The 26,024-nt window shown below is 72.0% G+C and carries 28 protein-coding genes; 14 read left to right on the top strand and 14 right to left on the bottom strand.

Annotation, left to right across the window (positions count from 1 at the left end; all coding sequences use genetic code 11):
• Window positions 1–25: 25 nt before the first annotated feature.
• From ACZ3OF_RS10520 to ACZ3OF_RS10500, 5 genes are all read left to right on the top strand, one after another.
• Window positions 26–949 (top strand): ABC transporter permease, encoded by a 924-nt coding sequence (locus ACZ3OF_RS10520; protein ID WP_361668418.1) that lies wholly within the window; start codon window positions 26–28, stop codon window positions 947–949.
• Window positions 942–1,928, top strand: a complete 987-nt coding sequence (locus tag ACZ3OF_RS10515; RefSeq protein WP_361668420.1) for an ABC transporter permease — start codon at window positions 942–944, stop codon at window positions 1,926–1,928. Before ACZ3OF_RS10520 ends, ACZ3OF_RS10515 begins: the two co-directional genes overlap by 8 nt.
• Window positions 1,929–1,934: 6 nt before the next feature.
• Window positions 1,935–2,909, top strand: coding sequence for an ABC transporter ATP-binding protein (locus ACZ3OF_RS10510; protein ID WP_361668423.1), 975 nt, complete (start codon window positions 1,935–1,937; stop codon window positions 2,907–2,909).
• A complete protein-coding gene (locus ACZ3OF_RS10505; RefSeq protein ID WP_361668426.1) occupies window positions 2,902–3,951 on the top strand; it encodes an ABC transporter ATP-binding protein in 1,050 nt (349 codons plus the stop codon). Before ACZ3OF_RS10510 ends, ACZ3OF_RS10505 begins: the two co-directional genes overlap by 8 nt.
• 235 nt (window positions 3,952–4,186) lie before the next feature.
• Window positions 4,187–5,116 carry a hypothetical protein gene (locus ACZ3OF_RS10500; RefSeq protein ID WP_361668429.1) on the top strand — a complete coding sequence of 310 codons (930 nt, stop codon included), beginning with the start codon at window positions 4,187–4,189 and terminating at the stop codon, window positions 5,114–5,116.
• Window position 5,117: 1 nt separating this feature from the next.
• Here the strand turns inward: ACZ3OF_RS10500 and ACZ3OF_RS10495 are convergent, their stop codons facing one another.
• Window positions 5,118–7,259, bottom strand: coding sequence for a S9 family peptidase (locus tag ACZ3OF_RS10495; protein WP_467304015.1), 2,142 nt, complete (start codon window positions 7,257–7,259; stop codon window positions 5,118–5,120).
• A 174-nt stretch (window positions 7,260–7,433) separates the two neighbouring features.
• Here ACZ3OF_RS10495 and ACZ3OF_RS10490 point away from each other — a divergent pair, with 174 nt between their 5' ends.
• From ACZ3OF_RS10490 to ACZ3OF_RS10475, 4 genes are all read left to right on the top strand, one after another.
• Window positions 7,434–7,628, top strand: a complete 195-nt coding sequence (locus ACZ3OF_RS10490) for a hypothetical protein (RefSeq protein ID WP_137993529.1) — start codon at window positions 7,434–7,436, stop codon at window positions 7,626–7,628.
• A gap of 94 nt (window positions 7,629–7,722) precedes the next feature.
• On the top strand, window positions 7,723–8,619 hold the full coding sequence (mshB, locus tag ACZ3OF_RS10485) for an N-acetyl-1-D-myo-inositol-2-amino-2-deoxy-alpha-D-glucopyranoside deacetylase (protein WP_361668434.1): 897 nt from the start codon (window positions 7,723–7,725) through the stop codon (window positions 8,617–8,619).
• Window positions 8,616–8,960 (top strand): DUF6113 family protein, encoded by a 345-nt coding sequence (locus ACZ3OF_RS10480; protein ID WP_361668437.1) that lies wholly within the window; start codon window positions 8,616–8,618, stop codon window positions 8,958–8,960. Before mshB ends, ACZ3OF_RS10480 begins: the two co-directional genes overlap by 4 nt.
• Before the next feature lie 185 nt (window positions 8,961–9,145).
• The gene (locus tag ACZ3OF_RS10475) at window positions 9,146–11,338 is read left to right on the top strand and encodes a hypothetical protein (RefSeq protein ID WP_467304011.1); all 2,193 of its coding nucleotides are present in this window, start codon (window positions 9,146–9,148) and stop codon (window positions 11,336–11,338) included.
• Window positions 11,339–11,434: 96 nt separating this feature from the next.
• Here the strand turns inward: ACZ3OF_RS10475 and ACZ3OF_RS10470 are convergent, their stop codons facing one another.
• Entirely contained in the window at window positions 11,435–13,009 is a 1,575-nt protein-coding gene (locus ACZ3OF_RS10470) for an alkaline phosphatase D family protein (RefSeq protein WP_361668442.1), read from the bottom strand.
• Entirely contained in the window at window positions 13,006–13,584 is a 579-nt protein-coding gene (locus ACZ3OF_RS10465) for a phosphoesterase (RefSeq protein ID WP_467304008.1), read from the bottom strand. The genes ACZ3OF_RS10470 and ACZ3OF_RS10465 overlap by 4 nt, the downstream gene beginning before the upstream one ends.
• Before the next feature lie 174 nt (window positions 13,585–13,758).
• Here ACZ3OF_RS10465 and ACZ3OF_RS10460 point away from each other — a divergent pair, with 174 nt between their 5' ends.
• Window positions 13,759–13,947: a hypothetical protein gene (locus tag ACZ3OF_RS10460; protein WP_361668448.1), complete on the top strand. Its 189-nt coding sequence runs from the start codon at window positions 13,759–13,761 to the stop codon at window positions 13,945–13,947.
• A 25-nt stretch (window positions 13,948–13,972) separates the two neighbouring features.
• Here ACZ3OF_RS10460 and ACZ3OF_RS10455 read toward each other — a convergent pair whose 3' ends face one another.
• Together ACZ3OF_RS10455 and ACZ3OF_RS10450 are read right to left on the bottom strand one after the other, a co-directional pair.
• Window positions 13,973–14,860: a hypothetical protein gene (locus ACZ3OF_RS10455; protein WP_467304005.1), complete on the bottom strand. Its 888-nt coding sequence runs from the start codon at window positions 14,858–14,860 to the stop codon at window positions 13,973–13,975.
• Window positions 14,861–15,109: 249 nt separating this feature from the next.
• The gene (locus ACZ3OF_RS10450; protein WP_361668453.1) at window positions 15,110–15,334 is read right to left on the bottom strand and encodes a hypothetical protein; all 225 of its coding nucleotides are present in this window, start codon (window positions 15,332–15,334) and stop codon (window positions 15,110–15,112) included.
• 115 nt (window positions 15,335–15,449) lie between these two features.
• Between ACZ3OF_RS10450 and ACZ3OF_RS10445 the strand changes: the two genes are divergently transcribed.
• Window positions 15,450–16,292, top strand: a complete 843-nt coding sequence (locus ACZ3OF_RS10445) for a helix-turn-helix domain-containing protein (RefSeq protein ID WP_467304002.1) — start codon at window positions 15,450–15,452, stop codon at window positions 16,290–16,292.
• Window positions 16,264–16,554 (top strand): DUF397 domain-containing protein, encoded by a 291-nt coding sequence (locus tag ACZ3OF_RS10440; RefSeq protein ID WP_361668456.1) that lies wholly within the window; start codon window positions 16,264–16,266, stop codon window positions 16,552–16,554. Before ACZ3OF_RS10445 ends, ACZ3OF_RS10440 begins: the two co-directional genes overlap by 29 nt.
• On the opposite strand, the gene ACZ3OF_RS10435 is transcribed toward ACZ3OF_RS10440, so the two are convergent.
• From ACZ3OF_RS10435 to ACZ3OF_RS10425, 3 genes are all read right to left on the bottom strand, one after another.
• A complete protein-coding gene (locus ACZ3OF_RS10435; RefSeq protein ID WP_467304000.1) occupies window positions 16,537–18,126 on the bottom strand; it encodes a serine/threonine-protein kinase in 1,590 nt (529 codons plus the stop codon). The two genes, ACZ3OF_RS10440 and ACZ3OF_RS10435, sit on opposite strands and share 18 nt — an antisense overlap.
• A 70-nt stretch (window positions 18,127–18,196) precedes the next feature.
• Window positions 18,197–18,517, bottom strand: coding sequence for a GatB/YqeY domain-containing protein (locus ACZ3OF_RS10430; protein WP_361668797.1), 321 nt, complete (start codon window positions 18,515–18,517; stop codon window positions 18,197–18,199).
• 104 nt (window positions 18,518–18,621) lie between these two features.
• Window positions 18,622–19,164 carry a DapH/DapD/GlmU-related protein gene (locus tag ACZ3OF_RS10425; RefSeq protein WP_467303998.1) on the bottom strand — a complete coding sequence of 181 codons (543 nt, stop codon included), beginning with the start codon at window positions 19,162–19,164 and terminating at the stop codon, window positions 18,622–18,624.
• Window positions 19,165–19,269: 105 nt separating this feature from the next.
• On the opposite strand from ACZ3OF_RS10425, the gene ACZ3OF_RS10420 reads away from it, so the two are divergent.
• Window positions 19,270–20,157, top strand: coding sequence for a MerR family transcriptional regulator (locus ACZ3OF_RS10420; RefSeq protein WP_361668463.1), 888 nt, complete (start codon window positions 19,270–19,272; stop codon window positions 20,155–20,157).
• The gene (locus ACZ3OF_RS10415) at window positions 20,154–21,035 is read left to right on the top strand and encodes a hypothetical protein (RefSeq protein WP_467303995.1); all 882 of its coding nucleotides are present in this window, start codon (window positions 20,154–20,156) and stop codon (window positions 21,033–21,035) included. Before ACZ3OF_RS10420 ends, ACZ3OF_RS10415 begins: the two co-directional genes overlap by 4 nt.
• An 11-nt stretch (window positions 21,036–21,046) precedes the next feature.
• Here ACZ3OF_RS10415 and ACZ3OF_RS10410 read toward each other — a convergent pair whose 3' ends face one another.
• The 6 genes from ACZ3OF_RS10410 to ACZ3OF_RS10385 form a co-directional block, all read right to left on the bottom strand.
• A complete protein-coding gene (locus ACZ3OF_RS10410) occupies window positions 21,047–21,436 on the bottom strand; it encodes a VOC family protein (protein WP_361668468.1) in 390 nt (129 codons plus the stop codon).
• The gene (locus ACZ3OF_RS10405; protein WP_361436283.1) at window positions 21,433–21,735 is read right to left on the bottom strand and encodes an ArsR/SmtB family transcription factor; all 303 of its coding nucleotides are present in this window, start codon (window positions 21,733–21,735) and stop codon (window positions 21,433–21,435) included. The genes ACZ3OF_RS10410 and ACZ3OF_RS10405 overlap by 4 nt, the downstream gene beginning before the upstream one ends.
• Window positions 21,736–21,811: 76 nt before the next feature.
• The gene (locus tag ACZ3OF_RS10400) at window positions 21,812–22,747 is read right to left on the bottom strand and encodes a sigma-70 family RNA polymerase sigma factor (RefSeq protein ID WP_361668471.1); all 936 of its coding nucleotides are present in this window, start codon (window positions 22,745–22,747) and stop codon (window positions 21,812–21,814) included.
• A gap of 10 nt (window positions 22,748–22,757) precedes the next feature.
• Window positions 22,758–23,948, bottom strand: coding sequence for an NAD(P)/FAD-dependent oxidoreductase (locus ACZ3OF_RS10395; protein WP_361668473.1), 1,191 nt, complete (start codon window positions 23,946–23,948; stop codon window positions 22,758–22,760).
• A gap of 153 nt (window positions 23,949–24,101) precedes the next feature.
• Window positions 24,102–24,938, bottom strand: a complete 837-nt coding sequence (locus ACZ3OF_RS10390) for a transglutaminase-like domain-containing protein (RefSeq protein WP_361668477.1) — start codon at window positions 24,936–24,938, stop codon at window positions 24,102–24,104.
• Window positions 24,935–25,936, bottom strand: coding sequence for a GNAT family N-acetyltransferase (locus ACZ3OF_RS10385; RefSeq protein WP_361668479.1), 1,002 nt, complete (start codon window positions 25,934–25,936; stop codon window positions 24,935–24,937). Before ACZ3OF_RS10385 ends, ACZ3OF_RS10390 begins: the two co-directional genes overlap by 4 nt.
• Window positions 25,937–26,024: the final 88 nt, after the last annotated feature.

Below are 26,024 nucleotides of genomic sequence, written 5' to 3'. Positions count from 1 at the left end.
CGTCCCCACACCCCCGGAGCCCCTCATGGGTCGTTATGTGATCCGGCGTCTGCTGCAGATGATCCCGGTCTTCATCGGCGCCACCCTGCTGATCTTCCTGATGGTGAACGTGATGGGCGACCCCATCGCCGGCCTCTGCGGCGACCGCGCCTGCGACCCGGCGACCGCCGCCCAGCTGGAGAAGGAGTTCGGTCTCGACAAGCCGGTATGGCAGCAATACCTGATCTACATGGGCAACCTCTTCACCGGCGACTTCGGTACGGCCTTCAACGGCCAGCCGGTGACCGAGCTGATGGCAAGCGCCTTCCCCGTCACCATCAGGCTCACCATCGTCGCGATCCTCTTCGAGATCGTCATCGGCATCAGCCTCGGCGTGGTGACCGGCCTGCGCCGCGGCCGCCCCGTCGACACCACCGTGCTGGTGCTCACGCTCGTCGTGATCTCGATCCCGACGTTCGTCACCGGCCTGCTGCTCCAGCTGCTGCTGGGCGTGGAGTGGGGCTGGATCAAGCCCGCCGTCTCGCCCGAGGCCCCCTTCAACGAGCTGATCGTCCCCGGCCTCGTCCTCGCCTCCGTCTCCCTCGCCTACGTCACCCGGCTCACCCGGACCTCGATCGCCGAGAACAAGCGCGCCGACTACGTCCGCACCGCCGTCGCCAAGGGCCTCCCGCGCCGCCGGGTCATCTCCCGGCACCTGCTGCGCAACTCGCTCATCCCGGTGGTCACCTTCATCGGCGCCGACATCGGCGCGCTGATGGGGGGCGCCATCGTCACCGAGCGGATCTTCAACATCCATGGCGTCGGCTACCAGCTCTACCAGGGCATCGTCCGCCAGAGCACCCAGACCGTCGTCGGCTTCGTGACCGTCCTCGTCCTCGTCTTCCTGGTGGCCAACCTGCTCGTCGACCTCCTGTACGCCGTCCTTGACCCGAGGATTCGCTATGCCTGAGCAGCCCGCGCCGTTCGACGACGGCCGCGCCATCGACCACACGGGGGCGGGTGGCGCCACGGACCTCGCCATGGAAGAGGGCGAGTCGCTGGAGAAGACCCCGGGCGGGCCCCTGGGCACCGGCCCCACGGGCAAGCCCCGCTCCCTGTGGTCCGACGCCTGGCACGACCTGCGCCGCAACCCGGTCTTCATCATCTCCGGCCTGATCATCATCTTCCTGGTGGTCATCTCCATCTGGCCGTCCCTGATCGCCAGCGGAGACCCCCTCCAGTGCGACCTCTCCAAGGCGCAGGAGGGCTCCCAGCCCGGCCACCCCTTCGGCTTCAACGGCCAGGGCTGCGACGTCTACACCCGTACGGTCTACGGTGCCCGGACCTCCGTCAGCGTCGGCGTCCTCGCCACCCTCGGCGTCGCGATCCTCGGCTCCGTCCTCGGCGGCATCGCCGGCTTCTTCGGCGGCGGCTCGGACGCCGTCGTCTCCCGGATCACCGACGTCTTCTTCGCCATCCCCGTCGTGCTCGGCGGACTGGTCCTGCTGTCGGTCGTCACCAGCAGCACGATCTGGCCCGTCATCGGCTTCATGGTGCTGCTCGGCTGGCCACAGATCTCCCGCATCGCCCGCGGCTCGGTCATCACCGCCAAACAGAACGACTACGTGCAGGCCGCCCGGGCGCTCGGCGCCTCCAACTCCCGCATGCTGCTGCGCCACATCACGCCCAACGCCGTCGCGCCGGTCATCGTCGTGGCGACCATCGCCCTCGGTACGTACATCTCGCTCGAAGCGACCCTGTCCTACCTGGGCGTCGGGCTGAAGCCGCCGACCGTCTCCTGGGGCATCGACATCTCCTCGGCCTCGCAGTACATCCGCAACGCCCCGCACATGCTGCTCTGGCCGGCGGGCGCGCTCGCCATCACCGTGCTCGCGTTCATCATGCTCGGCGACGCGGTGCGCGACGCCCTCGACCCGAAGCTGAGGTAGCCGCCCATGCTGCTCGAAGTGAGCGATCTGCACGTGGAGTTCCACACCCGGGACGGAGTGGCGAAGGCGGTCAACGGGGTCAGCTACTCGGTCGACGCGGGTGAGACCCTGGCCGTGCTGGGTGAGTCCGGATCCGGAAAGTCCGTCACCGCCCAGGCCATCATGGGCATCCTCGACATCCCACCGGGGAAGATCACCGGCGGCGAGATCCTCTTCCAGGGCCAGGACCTGCTGAAGCTCAAGGAGGACGAGCGGCGCAAGGTGCGTGGCGCGAAGATGGCGATGATCTTCCAGGACGCGCTGTCCTCGCTCAACCCCGTCCTCAGCGTCGGGGACCAGCTCGGCGAGATGTTCCAGGTCCACCAGGGGATGTCCCGCAAGGACTCCCGGGCCAAGGCGGTCGAGCTGATGGACCGGGTCCGCATCCCGGCCGCCAAGGAGCGGGTGGGGCAGTATCCGCACCAGTTCTCGGGAGGCATGCGCCAGCGCATCATGATCGCGATGGCGCTCTCCCTCGAACCCGACCTGATCATCGCGGACGAGCCCACCACCGCCCTCGACGTCACCGTCCAGGCCCAGGTCATGGACCTCCTCGCCGAGCTCCAGCGCGAGCTCAACATGGGCCTGATCCTCATCACCCACGACCTCGGCGTCGTGGCCGACGTCGCCGACCGGATCGCCGTCATGTACGCGGGCCGGATCGTCGAGTCCGCCCCCGTCCACGAGATCTACAAGGCACCCGCGCACCCCTACACCCGGGGCCTGCTCGACTCGATCCCGCGCCTGGACCAGAAGGGCCAGGAGCTGTACGCGATCAAGGGCCTGCCCCCGAACCTGCTGGCCATCCCACCCGGTTGCGCCTTCAACCCGCGCTGCCCCCTGGCCAGGGACATGTGCCGCACGGACGAGCCGCCGTTGTACGAAGTGTCGGAGGAACGCCGCAGCGCGTGCCACTTCTGGCAGGAGGCCCTCCGTGGCTGAGCCGATCCTCGAGGTCCGGGACCTGTACAAGCACTACCCGCTGACCCAGGGCATCCTCTTCAAGAAGCACGTCGGCGCGGTCAAGGCCGTCGACGGTGTCGACTTCGACCTGACGGCGGGGGAGACCCTCGGCATCGTCGGCGAGTCCGGCTGCGGCAAGTCCACCGTGGCCAAGATGCTGGTCAACCTGGAGCGCCCGACCTCGGGGTCGATCCGCTACAAGGGCGACGACATCACCAAGCTGTCCGCCAAGGCCCTGCGCGCGGTCCGCCGCAACATCCAGATGGTCTTCCAGGACCCGTACACCTCGCTCAACCCGCGGATGACGGTCGGCGACATCATCGGGGAGCCGTACGAGATCCACCCCGAGGTCGCCCCGAAGGGGGACCGGCGGCGCAAGGTCCAGGACCTGCTGGACGTGGTCGGGCTCAACCCCGAGTACATCAACCGCTATCCGCACCAGTTCTCCGGCGGTCAGCGCCAGCGCATCGGCATCGCCCGCGGGCTGGCGCTCCAGCCCGAGATCATCGTCGCGGACGAACCGGTCTCGGCGCTCGACGTCTCCGTCCAGGCGCAGGTGGTGAACCTTCTGGCGAAGCTCCAGGACGAGTTCAGCCTTTCGTACGTCTTCATCGCCCACGACCTGTCGATCGTGCGGCACATCTCGGACCGGGTCGGCGTCATGTACCTCGGCCGGATCGTCGAGATCGGTACGGACGCGCAGATCTACGACCACCCCACGCACCCGTACACGCAGGCGCTGCTCTCCGCCGTCCCGGTGCCGGACCCGGACGCGCGGGAGCACCGCGAGCGCATCATCCTCACCGGGGACGTGCCCTCGCCGGCGAACATCCCGTCGGGCTGCCGCTTCCGCACCCGGTGCTGGAAGGCGCAGGAGCGCTGCGCGCTGGAGGTCCCCGAGCTGGCGGTCCCGGCGGTCTTCCGGCTGACGGACACCCCGGCGAAGCACGACTCCGCCTGTCACTTCGCGGAGGAGAAGCACGTGGTCCCGTCGGAGGACGAGCGCCCCGACGAGGGTTAACGCCGGGGCAACGCGGCCGACTTGGATCCGATATACGAACACGGCACGCTCGGCAGCGTACGGCCGTGCGGGTGCCGTAGGCCGGCCGGGAGGCACCAAGCATTCCGGTCGGCCGCTCGCTCCGCGGCTCGCTCGTCTCGGCGGCCGGCGGTCTCGGCGGTCCTGGCCGGCGCCTTGCCGGTCGAATATGCGGAACCGCTTGTTTCGGTGCGTGGTAGCGGTGAGTATCGGCACCGTGACTGTGACCCGACCGGCACGTCTCACCGGCGCCGCGCTGTGCGGTGCCCTCGCGCTCGTCATCGTCGTCTGGATCCTGCGGGACCTCGCGGCCTTCGGCTCGCCCGCCGGGCTCGCCTGGCACTGGGCCGGGGAGCACACGTTCCTGTCGCGCCGCCGGGCCGCCACCTCGCTGGTCGACCCCCTGCTGCTCGTCGCGTACGCCGCCACCGCCGTCGCCGCCCTGCGCTCCTCCCTCGCCGCGCCCGCGCTCGCCGCCACCGCGGCCGTCACGCTCGCGCTGCGGCTCCCCGGCCTCTGGGCGACCGGTGTCGACGCCCTCGTCACCACCCTCCTCACGCTCGTCCTCGCCGCCGGGCTCCTGGTCACCGCCGTCGCGGGCCGCCGTCCCGCCGAGACCCGCCGCGAGCTGCCGGCCCGCCCCCGCACGGGCCCGGCCGTCGCCGCCGGGGTCCTCTGCGCCGTGGCCGGGCTCGGCTGGGCCGCCCGGGAGGTGCACCGGGCGGCCGCGCTCCCTGTAGAGGCGACGGTCGACCGGTTCACCGGCGGCCGCTCGCTCCTCCTGCCCGCCCTCGCCGTCCCGCCGGCCTGGCTGAACCTGACGCTCGCCGCCCTGTTCCTCGCGGCCGCCGGCGTGGCCTTCGCCCGCGCCGTCCACGCTCGCCCCCTCGGCCTGCTCGCCGGGCTTCTCCTGACGGGCTGGGGGCTCTCCGGGGCCGCCGTCGCGTTACGGCTCGGGTGGGCCGAGCGGTTCGCCGCACCGGACGACGACGGCCGGCTCACCCTCGCCACCTCGGCGTACGCGCTCCTCGCCGGAGCCGCCGTCCTCGTCCTGCTCTCCCTGCGCGGCGCACCCCGCCCCGCACTCCGCCGCCCGGTCGCCGCGCTGCCGCCCGCCCCGCCGCACCCCCGCCCGCCCGGCTGGTGAGCTACCGGTCCAGGCCGAGCGCCCGCTTCAGGAAGTCCACCTGAAGGAGCAGCATGTTCTCCGCCACCTGCTCCTGCGGCGTCATATGGGTCACGCCCGTCAGCGGCAGCACCTCATGGGGCCGCCCCGCGGCGAGCAGCGCCGAGGAGAGCCGGAGCGTATGGGCCATCACCACATTGTCGTCCGCCAGACCATGGATGATCATCATCGGCCGCGCCGGCTCCTCGGGCGCCGCCAGACCGTCGTCGGTGACCAGCGAGTTCGCCGCGTACACCTCCGGACTGTCTTGTGGCGTCCCGAGATAGCGCTCGGTGTAGTGGGTGTCGTACAGCCGGAAGTCCGTCACCGGCGCCCCCGCGATCGCCGCGTGGAAGACGTCGGGCCGCCGCAGCACCCCAAGCGCCGCGAGATAGCCGCCGTACGACCAGCCCCGGATCGCCACCCGCCCCAGGTCGAGCGGGAAGTCCTTGGCGAGCGCGTGCAGCGCCTCGATCTGGTCGTCCAGCGTCGGCGTCAGATCGTTCTTGATCGCCTTCTCCCAGCCGGGCGACCGGCCCGGCGCACCCCGCCCGTCCGCCACGATCACGGCGAAGCCCTGGTCGGCGAACCACTTTGACGTCAGATGCGGATTGTGGGCGGCGACCACCCGCTGCCCGTGCGGACCGCCGTACGGATCCATCAGTACGGGAAGCGGCCCGTCACCTTCCGCGTAGCCGGAGGGGAGCAGGACGGCGCACGGAATCCGCCGTGCGCCCCCCTCCACGAGTCGCACGCCCGCGGTGAGCGCCGGAGTCTCCGCGTACGAGGTGATCACCGCCACCTGCGCTCCGTCCCGCAGCACCCGCGCCACGCTCCCCGGCGCGTCCGGCCGCGCCGAGACCAGCACCGTCACCGCGCCGCAGCGCACCGCCGAGTGCACCCCGACACCCTCCGAGACCCGCTCCACCCCCCGCTCGTCGACCCGGTACACATGGATCTCCCCGGTCTCCGGCTCCGCCCGCTCCTCACCGGCCGAGGCCGAGACCAGGACGTCGTTCTCCCCGACGTCCAGGACCCCGCGCAGGTGGAGCGCCCCACCGGTGAGCGCCCGGTCCCCGACCGCCAGAACCCGCGCCCCGCCCTCGTCGGCGATCCGCACCAGCCGCCCGCCCGGAGCCCACGCCGGCACCCCCGGCAGCAGCTCCAGCCACACCGGGTCCTCGTCCGCGTGGACCGTCCGCGTCGCCCCGGTCGTCACGTCCACCGCCAGGTGCAGCTGGGTGCGCTGGTCGCGCGCCTGGACGAGCAGCAGCGGGGCCCCGTCCGCCGACCAGTGCACGCGGGCCAGATACGGATACCGCTCGCGATCCCACGCGACCTCCGTACGCTCCCCGGCCAGGTCCACCACGTAGAGCCGGACCTCCGCGTTCGCCGTCCCCGCCGCCGGATACGGCACCACCTGCGGCTCCCGGTCGGGGTGCGCCGGATCGGCGATCCACCACCGCCGCACCGACCGGTCGTCCGCGCGGGCCACAAGGAGCCGGTCCGACTCCGGCGACCACCAGAAGCCCCGGTACCTGCCCATCTCCTCCGCGGCGATGAACTCCGCCAGCCCGTACGTCGTGTGCGCGTCCTCCGGCTCCACGAGCGCCCGGTCGCCCTGCCCGTCCGCGCCCGTCACCCGCAGCGCGCCGCCTGCCACATAGGCGATGCGCCGCCCGTCGGGCGACGGACGCGGGTCCACCACCGGGCCCGGCACCCGGAGTTCCTCCGCCGTCCCCGCCCGCAGCTCCGCCGCGAACAGCCGCCCCGAGAGCGCGAACGCGGCCAGCTCCACGGCCGCGTCCACCGCGTACGCCACGATCCCGCCCGAACCCTCACGGCTCCGCTCCCGCCGAGCCCGCTCCTCCGCCGACAACTCCTCGGCCGCGCCCGCGAGCAGCGCCTCCGGATCCGCCGCCGACCGCTCCCGCGGCTCGCCCGTGAGATCGAGCACCCACAGCGCGTGCGAGCGGTCCGTTCCGGACGACGAGCGCACGAACACGACGCGTTCACCGTCCGGAGAGACCGTGAACGCACGGGGAACGCCCAGGGTGAAGCGCTGGGTCCGGGCGTACTGACGAGGGAACGAGAGCGGGAACGACGGCAGTTGCGTGGAGGTCATGCGACCGAAACTAGCGCTGTGCGCCCCCTCTGTGCCTCCGTACACCATCAATGCGGTGCCACACATAGTTATGATCCGTAGCGCTAGGTGGGTAGGGGTCACCTGACATCTGGCACATGCTCGCCGAACTGACCGTCCGAATATCCGACCGAAGAAGTGTGGAGGTGAACCGCCGTGGCACTCTCGATTTCGGCGGTGGTGCTGCTGGCGATCGTCGTCTTCCTGCTGATCCGGAAATCCGGGCTGAAGGCTGGACATGCGGCGGTCTGCGCGCTCCTGGGGTTCTACCTGGCGAGCTCGTCCATCGCCCCGTCCATCAGCACGCTCACCACCAATGTGGCGGGCATGATCGGCGGCCTCAAGTTCTGAGCTGCGTGCCCGGGAGTGCCCGGGCGTGCCCGGGGGTGCCCGGCGGATCACGGCCGGGGCCCCGATCCGTGGCCCCGCCTCGTAGGGTGGGGCCATGACGGTTCTCCCAGCCCGTCGTCTGCTCCTGGTGCACGCGCACCCCGACGACGAGTCGATCAACAACGGCGCCACCATGGCCAGGTACGCGGCCGAGGGTGCCCAGGTCACGCTCGTGACCTGCACACTCGGCGAGGAGGGCGAGGTCATCCCGCCCGAGCTCGCCCACCTCGCACCCGACCGGGAGGACCGGCTCGGCGCCCATCGCGTCGGCGAGCTCGCCGACGCGATGAAGGAGCTGGGCGTCACCGACCACCGCTTCCTCGGCGGCCCCGGCCGTTTTCGCGACTCCGGGATGATGGGCGTCGAGCAGAACCGGCGCGCGAACGCCTTCTGGAACACGGACGTCGACACCGCCGCCCCGTACCTCGTCGAGATCGTCCGCGAGACCCGCCCGCAGGTCCTCGTCACCTACGACCCCGACGGCGGCTACGGCCACCCCGACCACATCCAGGCCCACCGCGTCGCCATGCGCGCCGCCGAGCTGGCCGCGGACGCCACGTACCGCCCGGACCTCGGGCCCGCCCACGCGATCGCGAAGGTCTACTGGAACCGGGTTCCGCGCCCGGTCGCCGAGGCCGCCTTCGCCCGGCTCCACGCCGAGGGCGCCGGCTTCCCCGGCGTCGCGGACATCGACGACGTACCGGGTGTCGTCGACGACTCCCTCGTCACCGCCGAGATCGCCGGCGACACCGCCTGGACGGCCCGGAAGACCGCCGCGATGCGGGCCCATGCCACCCAAATCGCCGTCGAAGGGCCCTTCTTCGCGCTCTCCAACGACCTGGGGCAGCCGATCCTCACCACGGAGTACTACCAGTTGGTGCGGGGTACGCCGGGCGCACCGGCGGGCGTGCGCGAGACCGACCTCTTCGCGGGCGTGGGTGAGTCCACGTGAATCTCCGGATCGTCTGGTACGTCGTGTTCCTCGTCCTCGGAGCGCTCGTCGGCATCGCCGGCTCGATCGCCCAACCGGCCTGGTTCCCCGGCGGGTTGATCCTCGCCCTGCTCGCCACCGCCGGAGTCTTCTACGGCGGGCTGCGGGCCACCGACACCCAGCTCGGCATCGTGGCCCCCGCCGTCGGCTGGCTCGTCGCCGTGGTGCTGCTCAGCGTCGGACGCCCGGAGGGCGACGGGGTCTTCGGCGGCGGAGTCTCGGAGATGATCTATCTTCTCGGAGGCATGGCGGTCGCTGTGATGTGTGCCACGGTGGCACGGCTTCCTCGACCGACCCCGTGAACAGGGTGACTTGGGGGGAGCTTCGGTGAAGGGGTGTCCCGACTTCGGCCGGAATGCCCTGTACTGGATCCCCTGCGATCGGGTGCGATTCGGCGACGGCCAGTATGGTGGTGCGCGCCGCCGAGCCGCCCGGGTACACGAGCACCAGCAAGAGCGGGCGGTGGAGCCAACCGGGAGAACCTGCTTTGAGTCGTGAAACTGGTCGAGAGACTGACAGTTCGTCCTCCGGCGCCCAGGGGCGCGGTGGAGCCGCGTACCCGTCGGGTACACCGCCGTACGGATCCCGTCAGTATCCGTCGCTCCACCCCACGCAGGACGGATCCGACGAGACGGCCGGTGCCGCCGGCGCGCCTTCCGCTCCTCCGCTGCCGGAAGAGCCGAAGACCGAGACCACGCTGACCACGCGGATCCGGATCAACATCCCGGGTTCGCGGCCCATCCCGCCCGTCGTGGTCCGCAAGCCGGTCGACAACACAACCTCGGCGCCCGCGAGCGCTCCGGCCGCCGAGAAGGCACCGGCCCCCGCGCCGGAAGCCCCCGCCCCGGCTCCCGCCCCCGCGCCCGCTCCCGCCCAGGCCGAGGCGCCCCAGGCGGAGGAGAAGACCAGCGACTGGTTCGCCCCCCGCAAGGCGGCGGCGCCCGCGGCTCCCGCCGCGCCCACCGCTCCGACACCCCCGGCCGCTCCGGCCGGGACGTCCGGACCGGCCGATCCGTCGGAGCGGGGGTCCGGCTCCGGTGCTCCCGGCTCCCGCACGTCCGGCCCCGGCGCGTCCGGCCCGGGGCGTACGCCTCCCGGGGGCGCACGGCCTCCGGCCCCGGGCGCCGGCCCGAACCGCGGTTCGGGTTTCGCCGGTCCCGCGACCGGTGGCATCCCACGCGTCGGTGGCGCGTCGATCTCGGCCACGCCCGCGTCCGGTACGCCCATGTTCCTCGCGACCCCGCCCCAGGACGAGGCCGCGTACGGCCCCGGTGGCGCGCCCTACGCCCAGGGCGGCCCGCAGGCGCCGACCGGCCCGACCACGGGCCCTGTCACGGGCAGCAGCCCGATCGGCGGCAGCCCGATGGGCGCGGGCCCGCTCGACGGTGGCCCGCTGGGCGGTGGTCCGACGGGCGGCGCTCCGATGGGCGGCGCTCCGATGGGCGGTGACCCCTTCCCGGGCGGTCCGCGGATCTCCGACGACACCGCCGTGCTGACGCCGCAGAAGCCCGGCCCGGTCACCCCGCCCCCCGGCCCCGCCGGCCATGTCTCCGGGGACACGCTCACCAGTGGCATCCCGGTCGTCCCCTCGGGCCCCGACCTCACGCCCCGCCTTCCGGACCACGGGTTCTCATCCCCGGAGTTCGTCGGCGGCGCCCCGGCCCCGACCGCGCCCCGCCCCGCCCCCGCGCCCTCGTCGTCCTCCTCGGGCGGACGCTCCGCCCCGGCGAAGAAGGGCCGCTCCAAGCTGGTCCTCGTCGGTGTCGGCGTCTTCGGCCTGGCCGGTGTCGCCTACGGCGCCGGGCTGCTCCTCAACCACTCCGACGTCCCCAAGGGCACGACCGTCCTCGGCGTCGACATCGGCGGCGGCACGAAGGAGGAGGCGGTCAACAAGCTGGAGGCCGCCCTCGGCAAGCGCGCCCACGCCCCGCTCAAGCTCCACGTCGGCGGCAAGGACGTCGAGCTCGCCCCGGACAAGGCCGGCCTCTCCCTGGACAGCCAGGAGACCGTCCGCGCCGCCGCGGGCAGCGACTACAACCCCGTCTCCGTGATCGGCTCCCTCTTTGGCGGCGAGCGCGTCGCCGAGCCGAAGCTGCCGGTCGACGAGGAGAAGCTGGCCGTCGCCCTGACCGACGTCGCCGGCGCCTCCGGCTCGGCCACCGAGGGCACGATCAGGTTCTCCCCGGGCAAGGTCACCGCCGTGGAGGGCAAGCCGGGCATGGGCCTGGACGTCGGACGCTCGATGATCTTCGTCAAGGACGCCTTCCGCGCCCAGGTGGAGACGGGCCAGTCGAAGCCCGTCGAGCTCCCGGTCGTCACCCGCCAGCCCACGATCACCAAGGCGGAGCTGGACCGGGCCATGCGCGAGTTCGCCAAGCCCGCCATGTCCGACGTGATCCTGATCAAGGCGGGCTCGAAGGAGATCAAGTTCGGCCCTGCGCGGTCGCTGCCGCAGATCCTCTCCATGAAGGCCGTCAACGGCCGGCTGGTGGAGGTCTACGACAAGAAGGCGATCGACCGGCTCCTCGACGGCGTCTTCGACGGCATCATGATCACCAAGGCCGACGGCAAGAAGCACCAGGTCTCCGCCGACGACGTCGCGTTCGTCATGCGCGACGCGCTGATGGGCAGGACTACGGCCGAGCGGACCAAGACCATCGACCTGACGGGCCAGGGCTGATCACCGCCCCGTAACCCACAGAGCGACAGCGCGAGAAGCGCACACGGACGCCCGTCCCACCGGTCACGACCGGCGGGACGGGCGTTTCGGCGTGTGTCAGTCCCTGCGGTACTGCGCCGGCGAGTTCTTCGTCGCCGGGTCCTCGTACGAGCCCGCCTTCCCGCGGTCCACATGGAACGTCGTCAGCGTGGAGACGGGCGAGGCCGGGTCACGCCGGTCGTCGATCACCCGCATGTGGGCGCTGAAACGCTCCGGCGTGACCTCGTAGACGTCGTAGCCGTAGCGGTTGCCCTCGAAGTACTTCAGGTGCGGGTTGCCCGCGCCCATGACCGGACCATTCGTGGCGTTCCAGCTCGCCGAGTACGCCCCCGAGGTCACCGAGTGCGCCGTGAACTCCGTACCGATGACCGGCGACGAGACGTCGTCGAAGTCCGGCCGGATGTCGTCGACGAACGCCGAGTGCCAGTCGCCCGTGATGACGACCAGGTCCTCCATGCCGGTGCTGTGCACATGGCCGAGGACCTCCTTGCGCTCGGTGCGGAAGCCGTCCCACTGGTCGGTGAACATGTACGAGCCGCCGGGACGGCTCCGCAGCTGGCTGAGCATGATCGAGTTCGCCCAGACGTGCCAGGTGTCCGGAGCCTGGTCGATGTTCCGCTTCAGCCACCCCTTCTGCCCGGCGCCCAGGATCGTCCCGTCGGCGAGGTTCTGCGCCGAGCGGTACGAGCGCAGGTCGAGGACGGTCAGCTCCAGCAGGTCGCCCCAGCGGCGCACCCGGTGGATCTCGGGGTCGGGCAGCGCGGTGGCGGTCCCGGCGCCGCCGTCGCGGTGCGGCATGTTCTCGTACCAGGCCTGGTACGCGGCCGCCCGCCGCTGCATGAACGGCGCGCCCCCGCCCGTACCGGAGTAGTCGTTGACGACCTCGTGGTCGTCCCACGTCAGGAACCAGGGGTGCGCGGCGTGCGCCTCGCGCAGGGAGGCGTCGCCCTTGTAGAGCGCGTGGCGACGGCGGTAGTCGGCGACCGTGAAGATCCCCGGGCCCTCGTGGTCGCGGACATGGTCGGCCGGGACTCCGCCGACCTGACCGTGCTCGTAGATGTAGTCGCCGAGGTGGACGACGAAGTCGACGTTCTCGCGCGCGATGCCCCGGTGGGCCGCGTAGAAGCCGTCGTGGAACGCCTGGCAGTTGGCGGCGGCGAACCGGACGGACGAGACACGGCCGACGGGCGCGGTCTTCGTGCGGCCGATCCGGCTCCGCTTGCCCAGCGCCGTGAAGGCGTACCAGTAGCGGGTGTTCGGGCGCAGCCCCGAGACCGGGACGTGCACGCTGTGGCCGAGCGTGGCGGAGGCGGGCACGGTGCCCTCCGCGACGACGCGCTTCAGCTGGGCGTCCGTGGCGACGACCCACTGGACCTCGACGATCTCGGACAGCTTCTGCTCGGCCGCCAGCGGCTCGGGGGCGAGCCGGGTCCACAGCAGGACGCTGTTCGGCTGCGGGTCGCCGGACGCGACGCCGAGGGTGAAGGGCGCCGGGTCGTAGTCGGCGCCGAGCGCCTGGGCGGCCTCGAGGGCCTGCGCGGGCGAGAGCCCCGCGGCCAGCGGCCAGACGAGGTTCAGGGCACCGGCGGCTCCGGCGGCCTTGAGCAGATCGCGTCGGTTGAGCCTGGTCACTTGCGTCCCCCCGTGGCGTGCAGCGTGAGCGATATCGAGTCGGCGTAACCGTCGTTGGACGTCCCGCCGCCGCTGCGGGTGAAGACCAGCAGCACACGCGCGGAGCGCGCCGTGCGCGGCACCTGCGCGGTCGCCGTGCGCTCCAGGAGCGCGGTACGGGACAGCCGCTCGGCGGCCGTCACGGGGCCGAGCACGGACAGGGCGACCGGGGTCCCCTGGGCGTTCCGGAACTCCACGGACAGCCGCGCGCCGTCCTCCTGCGTGGCGTAGCCGCCCAGCCAGCCGGCGAGCGTGTACCGGACCCGCCCGGCGTCGATGTGCCGCCACCCCGTGGTGCCCGTCCTCGGCAGGTCGATGTCCTGGACGAGAGCCGTGCGCGGGCTGTTGCCGCCGGAGAAGAACCGCGTGCCACGGGCGGCGGGACCGGGGTCCGCGGGCCCCGGGTAGCCGTTGCCCAGGCTGTACGCGATGAGCGCGGGCGCTCCTTCCCGCACGTCCCAGCCGGTCACACCGGTGACCGGGTCGGCGGACCCGCCGGGCCCGCTCTCCGCGTCTCCGTTGACTACGAGATTCACTCGAGCCTCCTCGATCAAGCGCTGTTCGTCGGTCACATGACGCGTGTATCGCAGCAGTCGGGAGTGAACTCTCGACGTCCGACCGGGGAACGGCGACCGGGAGTTGTACAGACAACTCCCGGGTAGGGAGGGGTGATTGTCGCACCGATACCGACTGCGCGAGAGAATGTGTGTATGACCGACGATCAGAATCCCGAATCGGCAGCGGCCGCGGCCGCGGAGCCCACGCCTCGCTGCAAGGAGCCCGGACCGGACAGCTGGGACCTCTTCCTTCAGGGCAACTTCTTCTGCGAGCTGCCTCGCGGCCACGACGGACTGCACTTCGAGACGGGTGCACCCCGCAAATGGTGGGCCGGCGAGTAGGCAGGAAGTCGCCCACGTGTACGCCCTACAGGCGCCGTCGGAGGGCCGCGCGGGCCAGGGAAGGGCCGGTCTGTGCGGTGGTGGTGGGGGAGACGGAGGAGGCCGCGGAAGGCTGGCGGCAGCCCCCGCAATGGTCCTCGTCGGCCAATGGCCGGAACAGGTACGGCTGTACGTGAAGCCCGCTCTCGCACTCGCGGAGGCCCGTGACCCTCGGCGGCGGTGGAGGCGGGGCGACCGGCGGCACCTCGCGCAGGATGTACCGCAGCAGCCCGCCGGGACGGTGGATGGGACTGCCCCTGCCCGGCAGGCAGCGGGCGATGGCGTCCCGTACGGCGTCGGCCATGTGTCCCGCCTCCAGCCAGCGGGCGGTGAGGCCCGTCAACTCCGGGAGCATGGCGCGCGGGACGCGCAGCCGGGGGTCGAGGGCGGGCAGGTCGTCGACGAGGCGCCGGGCGTCGGGAGCCGCGGGCACCTCCGCCGCCTCGGGCGGGGGAGGGGTGGAGGTGTTCTCCCCGGATGTTCCTTCAGGATGACGGCCGACGGCCCGACCGGTCGGCTCACCGGCGGCCGGACGGGTGTCCGTCGGAGGGCCGGAGCGCACCGCTGACGCCTCGGCCGGGCTCAGCGGGACGTTGGAGACGAGCTGCCGGGTGGCCCAGAGCCCCCGTGCGCTCTGCTCACGCCACTCGTGCAGATAGCCGGCGGACTTCAACTGCCCCTTGGCGCGGAGGAAGGCGACCTTGCGGATGCCCGCCCGTTCGGCGGTCTTGGAGAGCGGCTCGTTGACGCCGTCGGGGAGGGAGAGCTGCCAGCACAGGAGCCGTACGGCGTCGGAATTGAGATCGGGGTGGCGCAGGATCTCGTGGGGGATCTGACTGAAGCGCCGAGTGGGCGCGTTAGCATGACGAAGCATTCCGGGTGCTCCCTTAAGCACTCGAAGTGAAGGCCCTCGGTGCTGGCTGCAACCAGCTCGGGGGCCGCTTTTGTGCTCACCGTACCGCAAGCTCCGTGTTCGCCTGATCACTCGATGTGACGACGCAGCGGTCACATCGGCAGGGCGGAAAGCGCAGAACCGATTCGACCGGCACGTCTCCTCTCCGGGGCGTGTACGTCCGCGTCGCGGACCAGGTCCGGCCGCCGTCGCGCGAGACGCGCAGCCGCATCACCACTCGCCGCCGTACCGCTGCCGCTTCGTGCGCAGCCAGTCCTGGATCTCCCGCGTCTCGCGGGGCGTGGCGGGCCGGAGGTCGGAGGCGCGGATCGTGGCCACGAAGTGCACGAACCGCACACGCCGGTGGACTCCGTCCACGCCGATGACCTTGCCGGGGCCGTAGACGTCGGTTCCGGTATGGGCGACGAAGGCGCCGGGACCGTGGGGGGTTTGCATTGCGTGCGAGCCCTTTCGCTCTGTGTGTTGTTCCGGTCACACAGTGGCGTGGATCACGTTACGCTCGACAGGGGTTCGCATGTGACAACGCAACCAGCACATCGGGGAGTTGGCGGTGGCGATCGAGGACAACCCGGAGTCCCGTAGAAAATACGGTGAAGAGCTGAAACGCCGAAGGGAATCGGCGGGGCTCACCCAGGAGCGTCTGAGCGAACTGACCATCATCTCGCGCACCCACTTGGCACACATGGAAGCGGGCCGCCGCCGCCCGGACGTGGCGGACGCGCGGCGCTTGGACCAGGTGCTGAACACGGGGGACGACTTCTTCGAACGATTCCTGCCGATGCTGGACGGCAAGAAGGTGGCGGAGCACTTCGAGGAGGCGCTGGAGTTCGAGGGCCAGGCCATCGTGATTCGGGAGTACGCCCCGAAGCTGGTGCCGGGGCTTCTCCAGACAGAGGTGTACGCGCGGGCGGTCCTTGGTTCGGGGCACCCGCCGAAGAGCGACGCCGCACGTGACAAGCTCCTTGTCACAAGGCTGGAGCGGGCCCGGATTCTGGAGAATTTCGACTCCCCGGTGGTGTGGGTGCTCATGGATGAGGCCGTGCTGAGGCAACACATCGGCGGTCCGGCAGTGATGTGCGAACAGCTGCGTCACATCGTGAGACTGGGGGAGAGCCGCCGCATCCGTGTGCACGTCCTCCCGTTCACGGTGGGCGCGCATGCGATGTTGGAGGGCTTCGTCTCCCTCATGTGGTTCTCGGACCTTCCGCCGATCGCATACGTCGAGGGCCTCAAGTCCGGCCGTGTTTGGGAGACTCCGTCCGTGGTCCGGGAGTGTCAGGAGGTCTACGATCATGCCCTGGGTGACGCGCTCTCCCATAGCGAGTCGCTGGCTCTGATCAGGTCCGTCGCGGAGGAGTACGAGCATGCAGCACGCACCGACCAGCATCCCTGACGCATCGGTCCTCCCCGGCTGGCGGAAGTCGTCCTACAGCGGTGGCAGCAGCGGCGAGTGCCTCGAAGTCAGCGACGCCTGGCGGAAGTCCTCCTACAGCGGTGGTAGCAGCGGCGACTGCCTCGAAGTCAACGACGCCGCCTGCGTCGCCCACGTCCCCGTCCGGGACAGCAAGAACCCCACCGGTCCCGCGCTCCTCTTCCCCGCGACCGCCTGGGCGGCGTTCGTCGACGGGGTGAGGGGGTCACGCGGGCATCGCTGAGACGGCGGCCCTGGCGATCCGCACCGCCTCCTCATCGCAGGTCGAGTTGGGGTGCCGGTCGCCGGTCAGCATGACCCAGACGACGAGGTTGCCGTCACGGACGTTCAAGGAGCAGTTCCAGCCGTGTTGGTACGAGTCCCAGGAGGCCTCGTCGCCGACGCCGAGGTTGGGCGCGGGTGTCTCCGTCTCCTGGTCGAACGTCTCGTCCTGGCGCTCCGTACCGTTCCCGTCCGCGCTGGTCGTCCGTATCAGGGTCCAGCGGACGACCGCGTCCGGGGTGTCCCCCGGGTACAGCTCCGTCTTCTTTGCGTACCAGGAGCAGCGGGTCACGTAGACGGGGCTGTTCTCGACGCTGCTGTCCTGGTCCGTGCGCCGGGCCGGCAGGGGGAGGGTGGGGGCCGCGTCGGCGCAGGCCGGCAGCTTCGTGTACTTGTCCGCCGGACTCTTCGCGGCGCCGCCTGTGCCGCCGCCCTTGCGGTCGTCCTCCTGGAGCGCGAGGTACGTGCCGACTCCCGCGCCCGCCAGGGCGACCGCGCCCGCGGCGACGAGGGCAACGAGCCTGCCGCGTCTGCGCGGCGCGCGGGTGGGGAGGGCTGGTTCCCGAGCGGGGGCGGTCGCCGTGACGGTCTCGGCGTCCGGGGCGGGTGCAGGGTCCTCGGCGGTGTCGTCGCTGCCCTCGTCGCCGCTCAACAGAGCCTCCAGGCGGCCTTTCTGCTCGGCGATCAGCCCGTGGACGGCGGGCGGCCACGGCCGGGTCGCAGGGGACACGGGACCGAGCAGCTTGCGGAGTTCGGCGACGGTCGGGCGGCTCGACGGGTCCTTGGCGAGGCAGCGGGCGACGGCCCCGCGCAGATCCTTCGGTACGCCGCCGAGGTCGGGCTTGGCGTGGACCACGTTGAAGAGGGTCATGAGGGTCGAGTCGGCGGCGAACGGCGCGCGGCCGGTCGCGGCGAAGGCGAGGACCGAGCCGAGCGAGAACACGTCGCTCGCCGCGGTGAGGTCCTTGGTCTCGGCCTGCTCGGGCGACATGAACGGCGGCGAGCCGATCACCCAGCCGGTCTGGGTCAGTGCGGTCGCCGTCTCCGGCTCGGCGGCACGGGCGATGCCGAAGTCGATGACACGGACGCCGTCCTCGGCGAGCAGGACGTTCTCCGGCTTGAGGTCGCGGTGGATGAGGCCCACGCGGTGGATCTCCTCAAGTGCCGTCACCAGGCCCACCGCCAGTCGGCGTACGGTCTCGGTGGGCAGCGGCCCGGTGGCCTTCACGGCCGCGCCGAGCGAGGGGCCGGGCACGAACACCGAGGCGAGCCACGGCAGCTCGGCGTCCGCGTCGGCGTCCATGACGGCGGCCGTATAGGCGCCCGAGACCTTGCGGGAGGCGGTGACCTCGCGCCGGAAGCGGCTGCGGAAGCCGTCCTCGGCGGCGAACCGCCGGTGCACCTGCTTCACGGCGGCGAGGCGGCCGTCGGGTGCGGCACCCAGGAACACGCGGCCCATGCCGCCGCTGCCCAACTCGGTGAGCAGCTGGTACGGCCCGGCCATGGTCGGCATGGACGCGTCGAGCGGCTTCATGCCGGCTCCCCCCTCGGTTCCCCCTTGAACGCGCAAGATCCTATGACCGTCGGGGTTCGGGAGGGGGCGCCTACGCGGTTTCGGGACCGTCGAGGAAACGGAGCAGCACGTCGGCCTCCGCGCGGAGTCGGGCGGCCCGCTCCGCGTGGGCGGGCGCGGTCAACTGCTCGGCGGCCTCAAGGCGCTCGGTGGCCTCGGCGCGTACGACCTCCACCACGGTGTGCTCGCTCAGCTCCTGCCGTACGGCCTCGGTGGCACCGACACCGGCGGGCGAGGCCTCCAGGGCGGTGCCACGGAGCTGGTCCTCGGTCAGGGGCACCGCCTCGGCGTTGTCCAGCGCGGCGAGCGTGGAGCGCAGGGCGCTCACGGCGGCCTTGTCGCGGGCGCGCATGGCGACGGGCAGGGCTTCACGCATACGGAGACGTACAGACATGCCGGCGACCCTATGCGCGCGCCCGGCCGCCCACAACGCGATATGCGGCGCCGGAGAAGTCTTCACCACGTCCGGTGCACGGTCGCCTTTCCACCGGTCACCAGGCTCGCCGGCGGAACGTCGTCCGCCACGACCGCGCCGGCGGCGATCACGGCATCACGGCCGATGCTGACGCCGGGCAGGATCGTGGCACCGGCACCGATCCACACGTTCTCCGCCACGTCGATGGGTGCGCCGGTGAGGTACAGCCGCCGCTCCTCGGGATCGACCGGGTGACCGCTGGTGATGAACGTGACCTTCGGACCGACCATCACCCGCTCGCCGAGCCGGATGCCGGCGTAGTCCAGGAACGTGCAGTTCTGGTTGATGAAGACGCGCTCGGCGAGGTCGAGATGCAGGCCGTGGTCGGTGTAGAAGGGCGGATAGATCGTGACTCTCGGAGGCAGCGGCTTGCCGAGGATCTGTTCGAACAGCTCCGCCTTGCCCGCCTCGTCCTCGAACGGCAGGACGTTCAGGCGGGAGGTGAGCTCGGTGACCCGCAGGACCCTGTCGGCCATGGCCTGGAACTCAGCGCTGTGAATGCGCATGAGACGGTCGCTGGACATGCCGCGATCCTTTCACGACACCTGACGTCGTCCAGAAGTCGTCGTCCCGACGTACCGAGGGGCGGCCTTGCGTCTCCCCCAAGGGGAGGTCCCAGAGTGGTCCGCATGGACGGCGACACGCTCTTCTCGATCGGTGAACTGGCGCGGCGGACCGGTGTGACGGTCAAGGCCGTGCGGTTCTACTCCGACGAGGGGATCGTGCCGCCCCTCGACCGCACCCCCGCCGGTCACCGCGTCTACGGCACCGACGCCGTCGCGCGCCTCGGACTCGTACGGACGCTGCGCGAGCTCGGGCTCGGGCTTCCCGCCATCCGGAAGGTCGTGGACCGGGAGGCCTCGCTCGCCGAGGTGGCCGCCGCGCACGCGGAGGCGCTCGACGTGCAGATCCGCACGCTGAGGCTGCGGCGCGTGGTACTGACGGCGGTGGCCGGGCGGGGATCGACCCCGGAGGAGCTGGACCTTATGCACAAGCTGGCGCGACTGTCCGCCGCAGAACGCGACCGTCTGATCACGGAGTTCCTCGACGCCGCCTACCGCGGCCTCGACCCGGGCGTCGTCCGCTCGGTGACGCCCGTTCTGCCCGACGACCCCGACGACGCGCAGGTCGCCGCGTGGGTGGAGCTCGCGGAACTGACGCAGGACCCGGGGTTCGTGGCCGACACGCGGCGGCTGGTCGAACGGTTCGCCGCCGCCCGGGACGGGGGCCTGGCGCCTCCGCGCCCCCACATCGTGGCCGTGGTCCGCGCGACGGCCGACCTCACGCTCGACCCCGCCTCGCCGGAGGCCCAATCGATCGTCGACCACGTCACCGCCCACCCGGCCTGCCCGGACGACCTCCCCGCGTACCTGAAGGCCGCGATCGCCCCGCGCCACACCCGCTACCTCCAGCTCCTGTCCCGGATCAACGCCTGGCCACCCCCGGAGCCGGCGACCCCGGCCGTCGACTGGTTCCTGCGGGCGTTGTCGGTGCGGCACGGTTCAATCGGGCCATGAGTGAGACGACGCAGGCGTACGCCGAGCTCGGAGCGGTGACGGCACCCTCCGGGGCACTGGTCCTGGGCAAGGGCGGCTGGATCGACTGGTGGCCCCAGGTGGGCCGGCCGCTCTCCGAGCGCGCCCGGGAAGCCGCCGCGCGCGGCGGCGGCCATCTGTACGGCCCTGAGGGCGGCGAGCCCAGCTTGTGGGAGGGCGAGGCCATCGTCGTGCCGGCGGCGCAGGGCCGGCCCCTGGCGATACGGGCGCAGACCTCCCCCTCGCCCTTCGACGGCGAACCGACGATCTCCGTCCTGGAGGTGGACCTCGGTCTTCCCTGGGCGGAAGGGCGGAGTGACGCACCGGTGGTCCTCGGCGACCTGCCCGTCGACCGCTGTGGCATGGTCCTCGGCGACGCGTGCGCCCTGGACTCCTTCGTCGGCACGGAAGGAGAGAGTCTCGACGGTCTTGCCGACCTCACGTACTGGGGGCGGTACGAGAAGGAGGTGGCCGCCGAGTTCGGTGGCGAGCGCATCCCGCAGACCTCCTGGGGCCACGGGCCGTTCGGCTGGCTCGACCTTCCCCTGCCCGAGGCGCAGGCGCTCGCCGCACGGCTCCGGGCCTGGGTCGAGAACGGCCCGGGCAGGGGCCTGATGTGCGTCGTGGACGCGCACACCCACGCGTACCGTCTCGCGCGCGCGGCATGGCCCCGTCCTCTCCTCGACGGGCTGACCGACGTCGCCGGCTGCCCCGTCCTCGGCCTCGGCTGGGATCCCGGCGACCACTCCATACGTCATCACGGCGAGCGCGCCGCCGGGCAGGTCTACCCCGCCACCCTCGAACGCCTCGACGGCGGGACCGTCCTGCGGTGGACGGTCCCGCCGTGGAGCGAGGAGTGACGGCGCGTGTCCTACGGCTTCGTCGCGAGCTGGATCAGGTTGCCGCACGTGTCGTCGAGGACCGCCGTGGTGACCGGGCCCATCTCCAGAGGCTCCTGGACGAAGCGGACGCCCAGGGCGGTCAGGCGCTCGTGCTCCGCCCGCACGTCGTCCACGGCGAACTGGGCGAGCGGGATGCCGTCGCCGACGAGCGCGTCGCGGTAGGCCTTGACCGCCGGGTGGCCGGCCGGCTCCAGAAGGAGTTCGGTGCCTTCGGGCTCGTCGGGCGAGACGACGGTCAGCCACCGGTCCTTCTCGCCCACCGGGACGTCGTGCTTCTTCACGAAGCCGAGGATCTCGGTGTAGAAGTGCAGGGCCTTCGCCTGGTCGTCGACGAAGACACTGGTCAGATGGATCTTCATGGGGTGCTCTCCCGCGGTCCGGAGGTGTCGGGCACGAGCCATCGCTCGGTGATCTGCCGCAGCGGGGCCGTGTTCAGGTCGTGGAACTTGTAGCGCCCCTCCCGCCTGGTCTCGACGAGCCCCGCGGCCTCCAGCACGGCGAGGTGCTGGGAGACCGCCTGGCGCGAGATCCCGAGCTGATGCTTCATGCTCAGCCGCGAGCAGATCTCGAACAGCGTCTGTCCGGACCTCTCCGTCAGCTCGTCGAGGATCGTGCGGCGGGTGGGGTCGGCCAAGGCTTTGAATATCTCGTCGGCCACGACCCCAGGATAGGCAAGTGTTCACTTGCCTATCAAGTCGACGCGCACCGCGGGACGGCACCCGCCCGCACTCAGGTCACCAGGCGTCGATGACCGGCGCCCCCGGTTCGTGCCGCCGCCATGCCTCGTCGAGGCGCCCGAGCCGGTCCGCGGCGGCGATCCCGCACAGGGACGCGACCTTGCCGTCTCTGACGTCGAACACCACCGCCCCCACGACCCGGCCCTCGACCACGGCGAGGACGGCCGGGGAGCCGTTGACCGGTGCGATGTACATCGCGAGGGAGCCGCCCGCCAGCCGCCGCTTCGCCGGCGTCGGCCTGAAGCCGGCCCGCACGAAGGAGGCGACGCGCTCGCGCGTCGTGAACCGCAGCAGCCGCCTGGCCAGTCCGGCGCCGTCCGACACCGCCGTCACGTCGTCGGTCAGCAGCGCCACCAGCCGTTCGGTGCGCCCCGACGTGGCGGCGGCGAGGAACTCCTCGACGACCCGGCGCGCGGACGCGGGGTCCACCTCGCCGCCGCGCCGCTCGGCGGCGACCCGGCGCCGGGCCCGGTGGACATGCTGCTGGCTCGCGGACTCGGTGATGTCGAGGATCCCGGCGATCTCCGCGTGCGGGTACGAGAAGGCCTCGCGCAGGACGTAGGCGGCCCGCTCGACCGGAGAGAGGCGCTCCAGGAGGGTCAGTACGGCCAAGGACACCGATTCGCGCTGCTCGACGGTGTCGGCGGGGCCGAGCATCGGGTCGCCCTCCAGGAGCGGCTCGGGCAGTCGGACACCGGCCGCTCGCTCGTGGCGTGCCCGCGCCGAGCGGAGCCGGTCGAGGCAGAGGTTGGTGACGACCTTGGTCAGCCACGCCTCCGGCACCTCGACATGACCGCGGTCCGCGGCCTGCCAGCGCAGGAACGTGTCCTGCACGGCGTCCTCGGCGTCGGCCGCCGAGCCGAGCAGACGGTACGCCAGCGAGGCCAGCCGGCCCCGGCTGGCCTCGAACATGTCGATGGCTGCGCTGTCCATGCGGCGCAGCCTAGGCGGCGACCCTCACAGCGGTCCCGTCCGGCGCGGTGACCAGGCGGCGCCTGCGCTTCGGCATGCCGAAGGTCGGATGGGCGATGCCCCACCCGGCCCCCTTGAGCACGCCCGACTTGAGCCGCGCGGCGGTCCGGCCGCCCAGGTACCAGGACGCCGACCGGACGTCCCGGTCCACCATCTGGAAGATCGCGTCCCGCCGCCCGAGGCTGATGTGGTTGCCGTAGTACTTCAGCCCGGTGGCCGGGACCTCGTCACCCGTCAGACGGGCGATGATCGCGGCGGTCGCCTGCATGTTGGTGAAACCGGCCGAGGCGCAGGACATCGGCAGCGGCCGGCCGTTCTCGCCGATCGCGTAGGCGCAGTCGCCGGCGGCGTAGACGTCCGGGTGCGAGACCGAGCGCATGGTGCGGTCGACGACGATCTGCCCGGTCTCGGCGACCGCCAGGCCGCTCGCGGCGGCGATGGGGTGCACGGCGAACCCGGCCGCCCACACGGTCACGTCGGCCGGGATCGACGTACCGTCGGCGGCGACCGCCCGTGCCGGCTCGACGGCTTCGATGCCGGTGTGCTCGTGGACGGTGATGCCGAGCCGGTCGAAGGCCCGGCGCAGATGCCGGCGGGCCTTCGGGGAGAGCCAGGCGCCCAGCTCGCCGCGGGCGGCGAGCGCGACCGAGAGGCCGGGCCGGGACTCGGCGATCTCGGTGGCGGTCTCGATGCCGGTCAGTCCCTCACCGACGACCAGCACGGTGCCGCCCGCACCCAGGCCTGCCAGGCGCTCGCGCAGACGCAGCGCCGAGGACAGGCCGGTCACATCGAAGGCGTACTCGGCGACGCCGGGGACACCATGGTGGGCGACGGAGCTGCCGAGCGCGTAGAGAAGGGTGTCGTACGCGAGCTCGCCGTCCCCGTCCTCGCCGGTCACGGCGACGGTCCCGCGCTCGGGATCGACGGCGGTGACGCGCGCGAGGCGCAGCCGCACCCCGGTGCCGGCGAACACGTCGGCCAGCTTGCGGACCGCGAGGTCCTGGCCGCTCGCGAGCTGGTGGAGCCGCATCCGCTCGACGAAGTCGGGCACGGCGTTGACGACGGTGATCTCGGTGTCGGCGGGGGAGAGCCGGCGGGCCAGATTCCCGGCGGCGAAGGCCCCGGCGTATCCGGCGCCGAGGACGACGATGCGGTGCTTCATGGCGTTGCTCCTGTCTCGTTCGCGTGCCCCCTGAACGAGACGGCGCACCGATTGCTGACAGGATCCGGGTGTGACTCAGGTCACCGAGCCGGGGCGAGCGGCCGAACCGCCGGCATCGATCGGCGCCAGGGACGTGAAAGAGGCACCGGTGTGCTAGTTCAGCAGGGCCCGCGCCGCCTGCGCCCGGTTCCGGATCGACGCCGCCGCGCTCGGTTCGACCGCGTCGACCACCGAGGCGTACGCCTCCATCTCCGCCGCCCCCGCCAGGAACTCGCCCCGCTGCACCAGCAGCTCCGCGTGCTCGTAGCGCAGCCTGGCCGGGTGGGCGGGGAGCAGCAGGGACAGTTCCACCGCCCACAGCGCCACGCCGGAGCGCTCCGGGCGCGGCGAGGCCCAGGCGCGGATGTTGTTCAGGATGCGCAGGACGATCTCCAGCGCGTCCGCCGGGCGCAGCATCGAAGGCTCCAGGGGCTCGCCCGTCGCCCCCGCCACCAGCAGCTCCGCGTCCATGCCCGTCATCGGCCGGCCGCCCGCGAACGGGTCCGCGAAGACCTGGGCCGACGGGTCGCCGAGGCCCACCACGAAGTGGCCCGGCAGGCCGAGGCCGTACACCGGCGCACCCGCCCGGCGGGCGACCTCCATCCAGACCACGGACAGGAGGATCGGCAGACCGCGCCGCCGCCTCAGGACCTCGTGCAGCAGCGAGGACTCCAGCCGCTGGTAGTCCGCCGGGACGCCCTGGAAGCCGTACCGTCCGCCGAGCAGCCGGGCCAGCGCGGCCACCCAGTCGTCCGGCTCGCGCAGACCGTACGGCAGCTCCCCGGCCAGCCGGTCCAGCTCGATCTCCGCCGCGTCCAGATCCGCTGCCGTCACCGTCTCGTCCGCGACCGCTCCGATCAGCAGACAGAGCCGCGCGAGGTCCGGGCGCCGTGAACGGGCCTCCTCCGCGAACTCCCGCCGCCAGTCGGTCACGCCGGTCACCTCGCTCACGCCTCGGTCGCTCGATAGTGGTGGTAGTGGTGATGGACCGCGAAGCCCATCCCCTCGTACAGCGACCGCGCCGCGTCGTTCTCCGCCTCCACCTGCAGCCAGGCCGCCGAGGCGCCCTCGTCGAGCGCCTGCCGGGCGAGCGCCGCCATCACGGCCGTGGCCAGACCCCGACGACGCTGCGCGGGGTCGACCTCCACCGCCATGAACCCGGCCCAGCGGCCGTCGACCACACACCGCCCGATCGCCGCCGGTATGTCTTCCGTGCCCGGTACGGACGCGAACCACACACTCGGGCCGCTGGACAGGACGCTCAGCACATGGGGTCCGACCACACCCGACCGGTTGTAGCGACGGAGCCACGCGTCGTCCACGCTCCGCGCGAGCCGGACGCGTGACACGTCCGCGTCCAGGTCTCCTACCGGGGCCAGCGCCCCGATCCGTACCTCCGCCGAGACCTCCGACCGCCAGCCGTGCCGTTCGAGGCCGGCGCAGAGCAGCTCCTGCGTGCCCTCGGCGCCGGTCGCCGTCTGTACGTACGCGGGGAGGTCCCGCTTCCCGTACCAGTCGCGCACCCGCGCGAGCGCCTCGCCCAGCGGAAGCCCGGGGTCGCCGAGCGGCAGTACGGAATTGGCCCGCCGGGTGAACCCGCCGGCCGCCCGCAGCGTCCACCCGCCCAGCGCCTCGCTCTCCACCGGCTGCCAGCCGCGGGCCATCGCCCGCGCCAGCTCCTCGAAGGAGGCGGCGGGGCCGCGCCTGCGGGCCGGGGCGGCGGGCACGACCTTGCCGGCGACGAGGGTGGATTCCGCGATCCGGACGGTCTCACCGGTCCGCCGTGTGATCAAGAGCACACCGTCGTCCCATGATGTGAGCACGCCGACCGCGTCAGTGAATTTCCCGCCCTGGTCACCCGCGTCCGTCACGTACCGAACTGAGACACGTTTTCCCACGTCAGCGCGGGTAATGCGGACCTCAAGGCGCCCTCCTGCGGTGAATTCCACAGCTTCTCCGCCCCTCCTGTTCGGATCGACCCCAAGAACGGAGATACTAGGGGCGGGCATCGACGACGCCGCGCTCCCGCGCAGACCA

It is taken from the genome of Streptomyces sp. NPDC022552 (genome assembly GCF_055561875.1).
Note: the sequence above shows the minus strand (reverse complement) of the source record. Positions and strands in the feature narration are given on the sequence as shown.

What these genes read in the sequence shown, in the direction of transcription:
- ACZ3OF_RS10520 (WP_361668418.1), top strand. Translation starts at nt 26, where the DNA reads ATGGGTCGTTATGTGATCCGGCGTCTGCTGCAGATGATCCCGGTCTTC.
- ACZ3OF_RS10515 (WP_361668420.1), top strand. Translation starts at nt 942, where the DNA reads ATGCCTGAGCAGCCCGCGCCGTTCGACGACGGCCGCGCCATCGACCAC.
- ACZ3OF_RS10510 (WP_361668423.1), top strand. Translation starts at nt 1,935, where the DNA reads ATGCTGCTCGAAGTGAGCGATCTGCACGTGGAGTTCCACACCCGGGAC.
- ACZ3OF_RS10495 (WP_467304015.1), bottom strand. Translation starts at nt 7,259, where the DNA reads ATGACCTCCACGCAACTGCCGTCGTTCCCGCTCTCGTTCCCTCGTCAG.
- mshB (WP_361668434.1), top strand. Translation starts at nt 7,723, where the DNA reads ATGACGGTTCTCCCAGCCCGTCGTCTGCTCCTGGTGCACGCGCACCCC.
- ACZ3OF_RS10460 (WP_361668448.1), top strand. Translation starts at nt 13,759, where the DNA reads ATGACCGACGATCAGAATCCCGAATCGGCAGCGGCCGCGGCCGCGGAG.
- ACZ3OF_RS10455 (WP_467304005.1), bottom strand. Translation starts at nt 14,860, where the DNA reads ATGCTTCGTCATGCTAACGCGCCCACTCGGCGCTTCAGTCAGATCCCC.
- ACZ3OF_RS10450 (WP_361668453.1), bottom strand. Translation starts at nt 15,334, where the DNA reads ATGCAAACCCCCCACGGTCCCGGCGCCTTCGTCGCCCATACCGGAACC.
- ACZ3OF_RS10440 (WP_361668456.1), top strand. Translation starts at nt 16,264, where the DNA reads ATGCAGCACGCACCGACCAGCATCCCTGACGCATCGGTCCTCCCCGGC.
- ACZ3OF_RS10435 (WP_467304000.1), bottom strand. Translation starts at nt 18,126, where the DNA reads ATGAAGCCGCTCGACGCGTCCATGCCGACCATGGCCGGGCCGTACCAG.
- ACZ3OF_RS10430 (WP_361668797.1), bottom strand. Translation starts at nt 18,517, where the DNA reads ATGCGCGCCCGCGACAAGGCCGCCGTGAGCGCCCTGCGCTCCACGCTC.
- ACZ3OF_RS10425 (WP_467303998.1), bottom strand. Translation starts at nt 19,164, where the DNA reads ATGTCCAGCGACCGTCTCATGCGCATTCACAGCGCTGAGTTCCAGGCC.
- ACZ3OF_RS10420 (WP_361668463.1), top strand. Translation starts at nt 19,270, where the DNA reads ATGGACGGCGACACGCTCTTCTCGATCGGTGAACTGGCGCGGCGGACC.
- ACZ3OF_RS10415 (WP_467303995.1), top strand. Translation starts at nt 20,154, where the DNA reads ATGAGTGAGACGACGCAGGCGTACGCCGAGCTCGGAGCGGTGACGGCA.
- ACZ3OF_RS10410 (WP_361668468.1), bottom strand. Translation starts at nt 21,436, where the DNA reads ATGAAGATCCATCTGACCAGTGTCTTCGTCGACGACCAGGCGAAGGCC.
- ACZ3OF_RS10400 (WP_361668471.1), bottom strand. Translation starts at nt 22,747, where the DNA reads ATGGACAGCGCAGCCATCGACATGTTCGAGGCCAGCCGGGGCCGGCTG.
- ACZ3OF_RS10395 (WP_361668473.1), bottom strand. Translation starts at nt 23,948, where the DNA reads ATGAAGCACCGCATCGTCGTCCTCGGCGCCGGATACGCCGGGGCCTTC.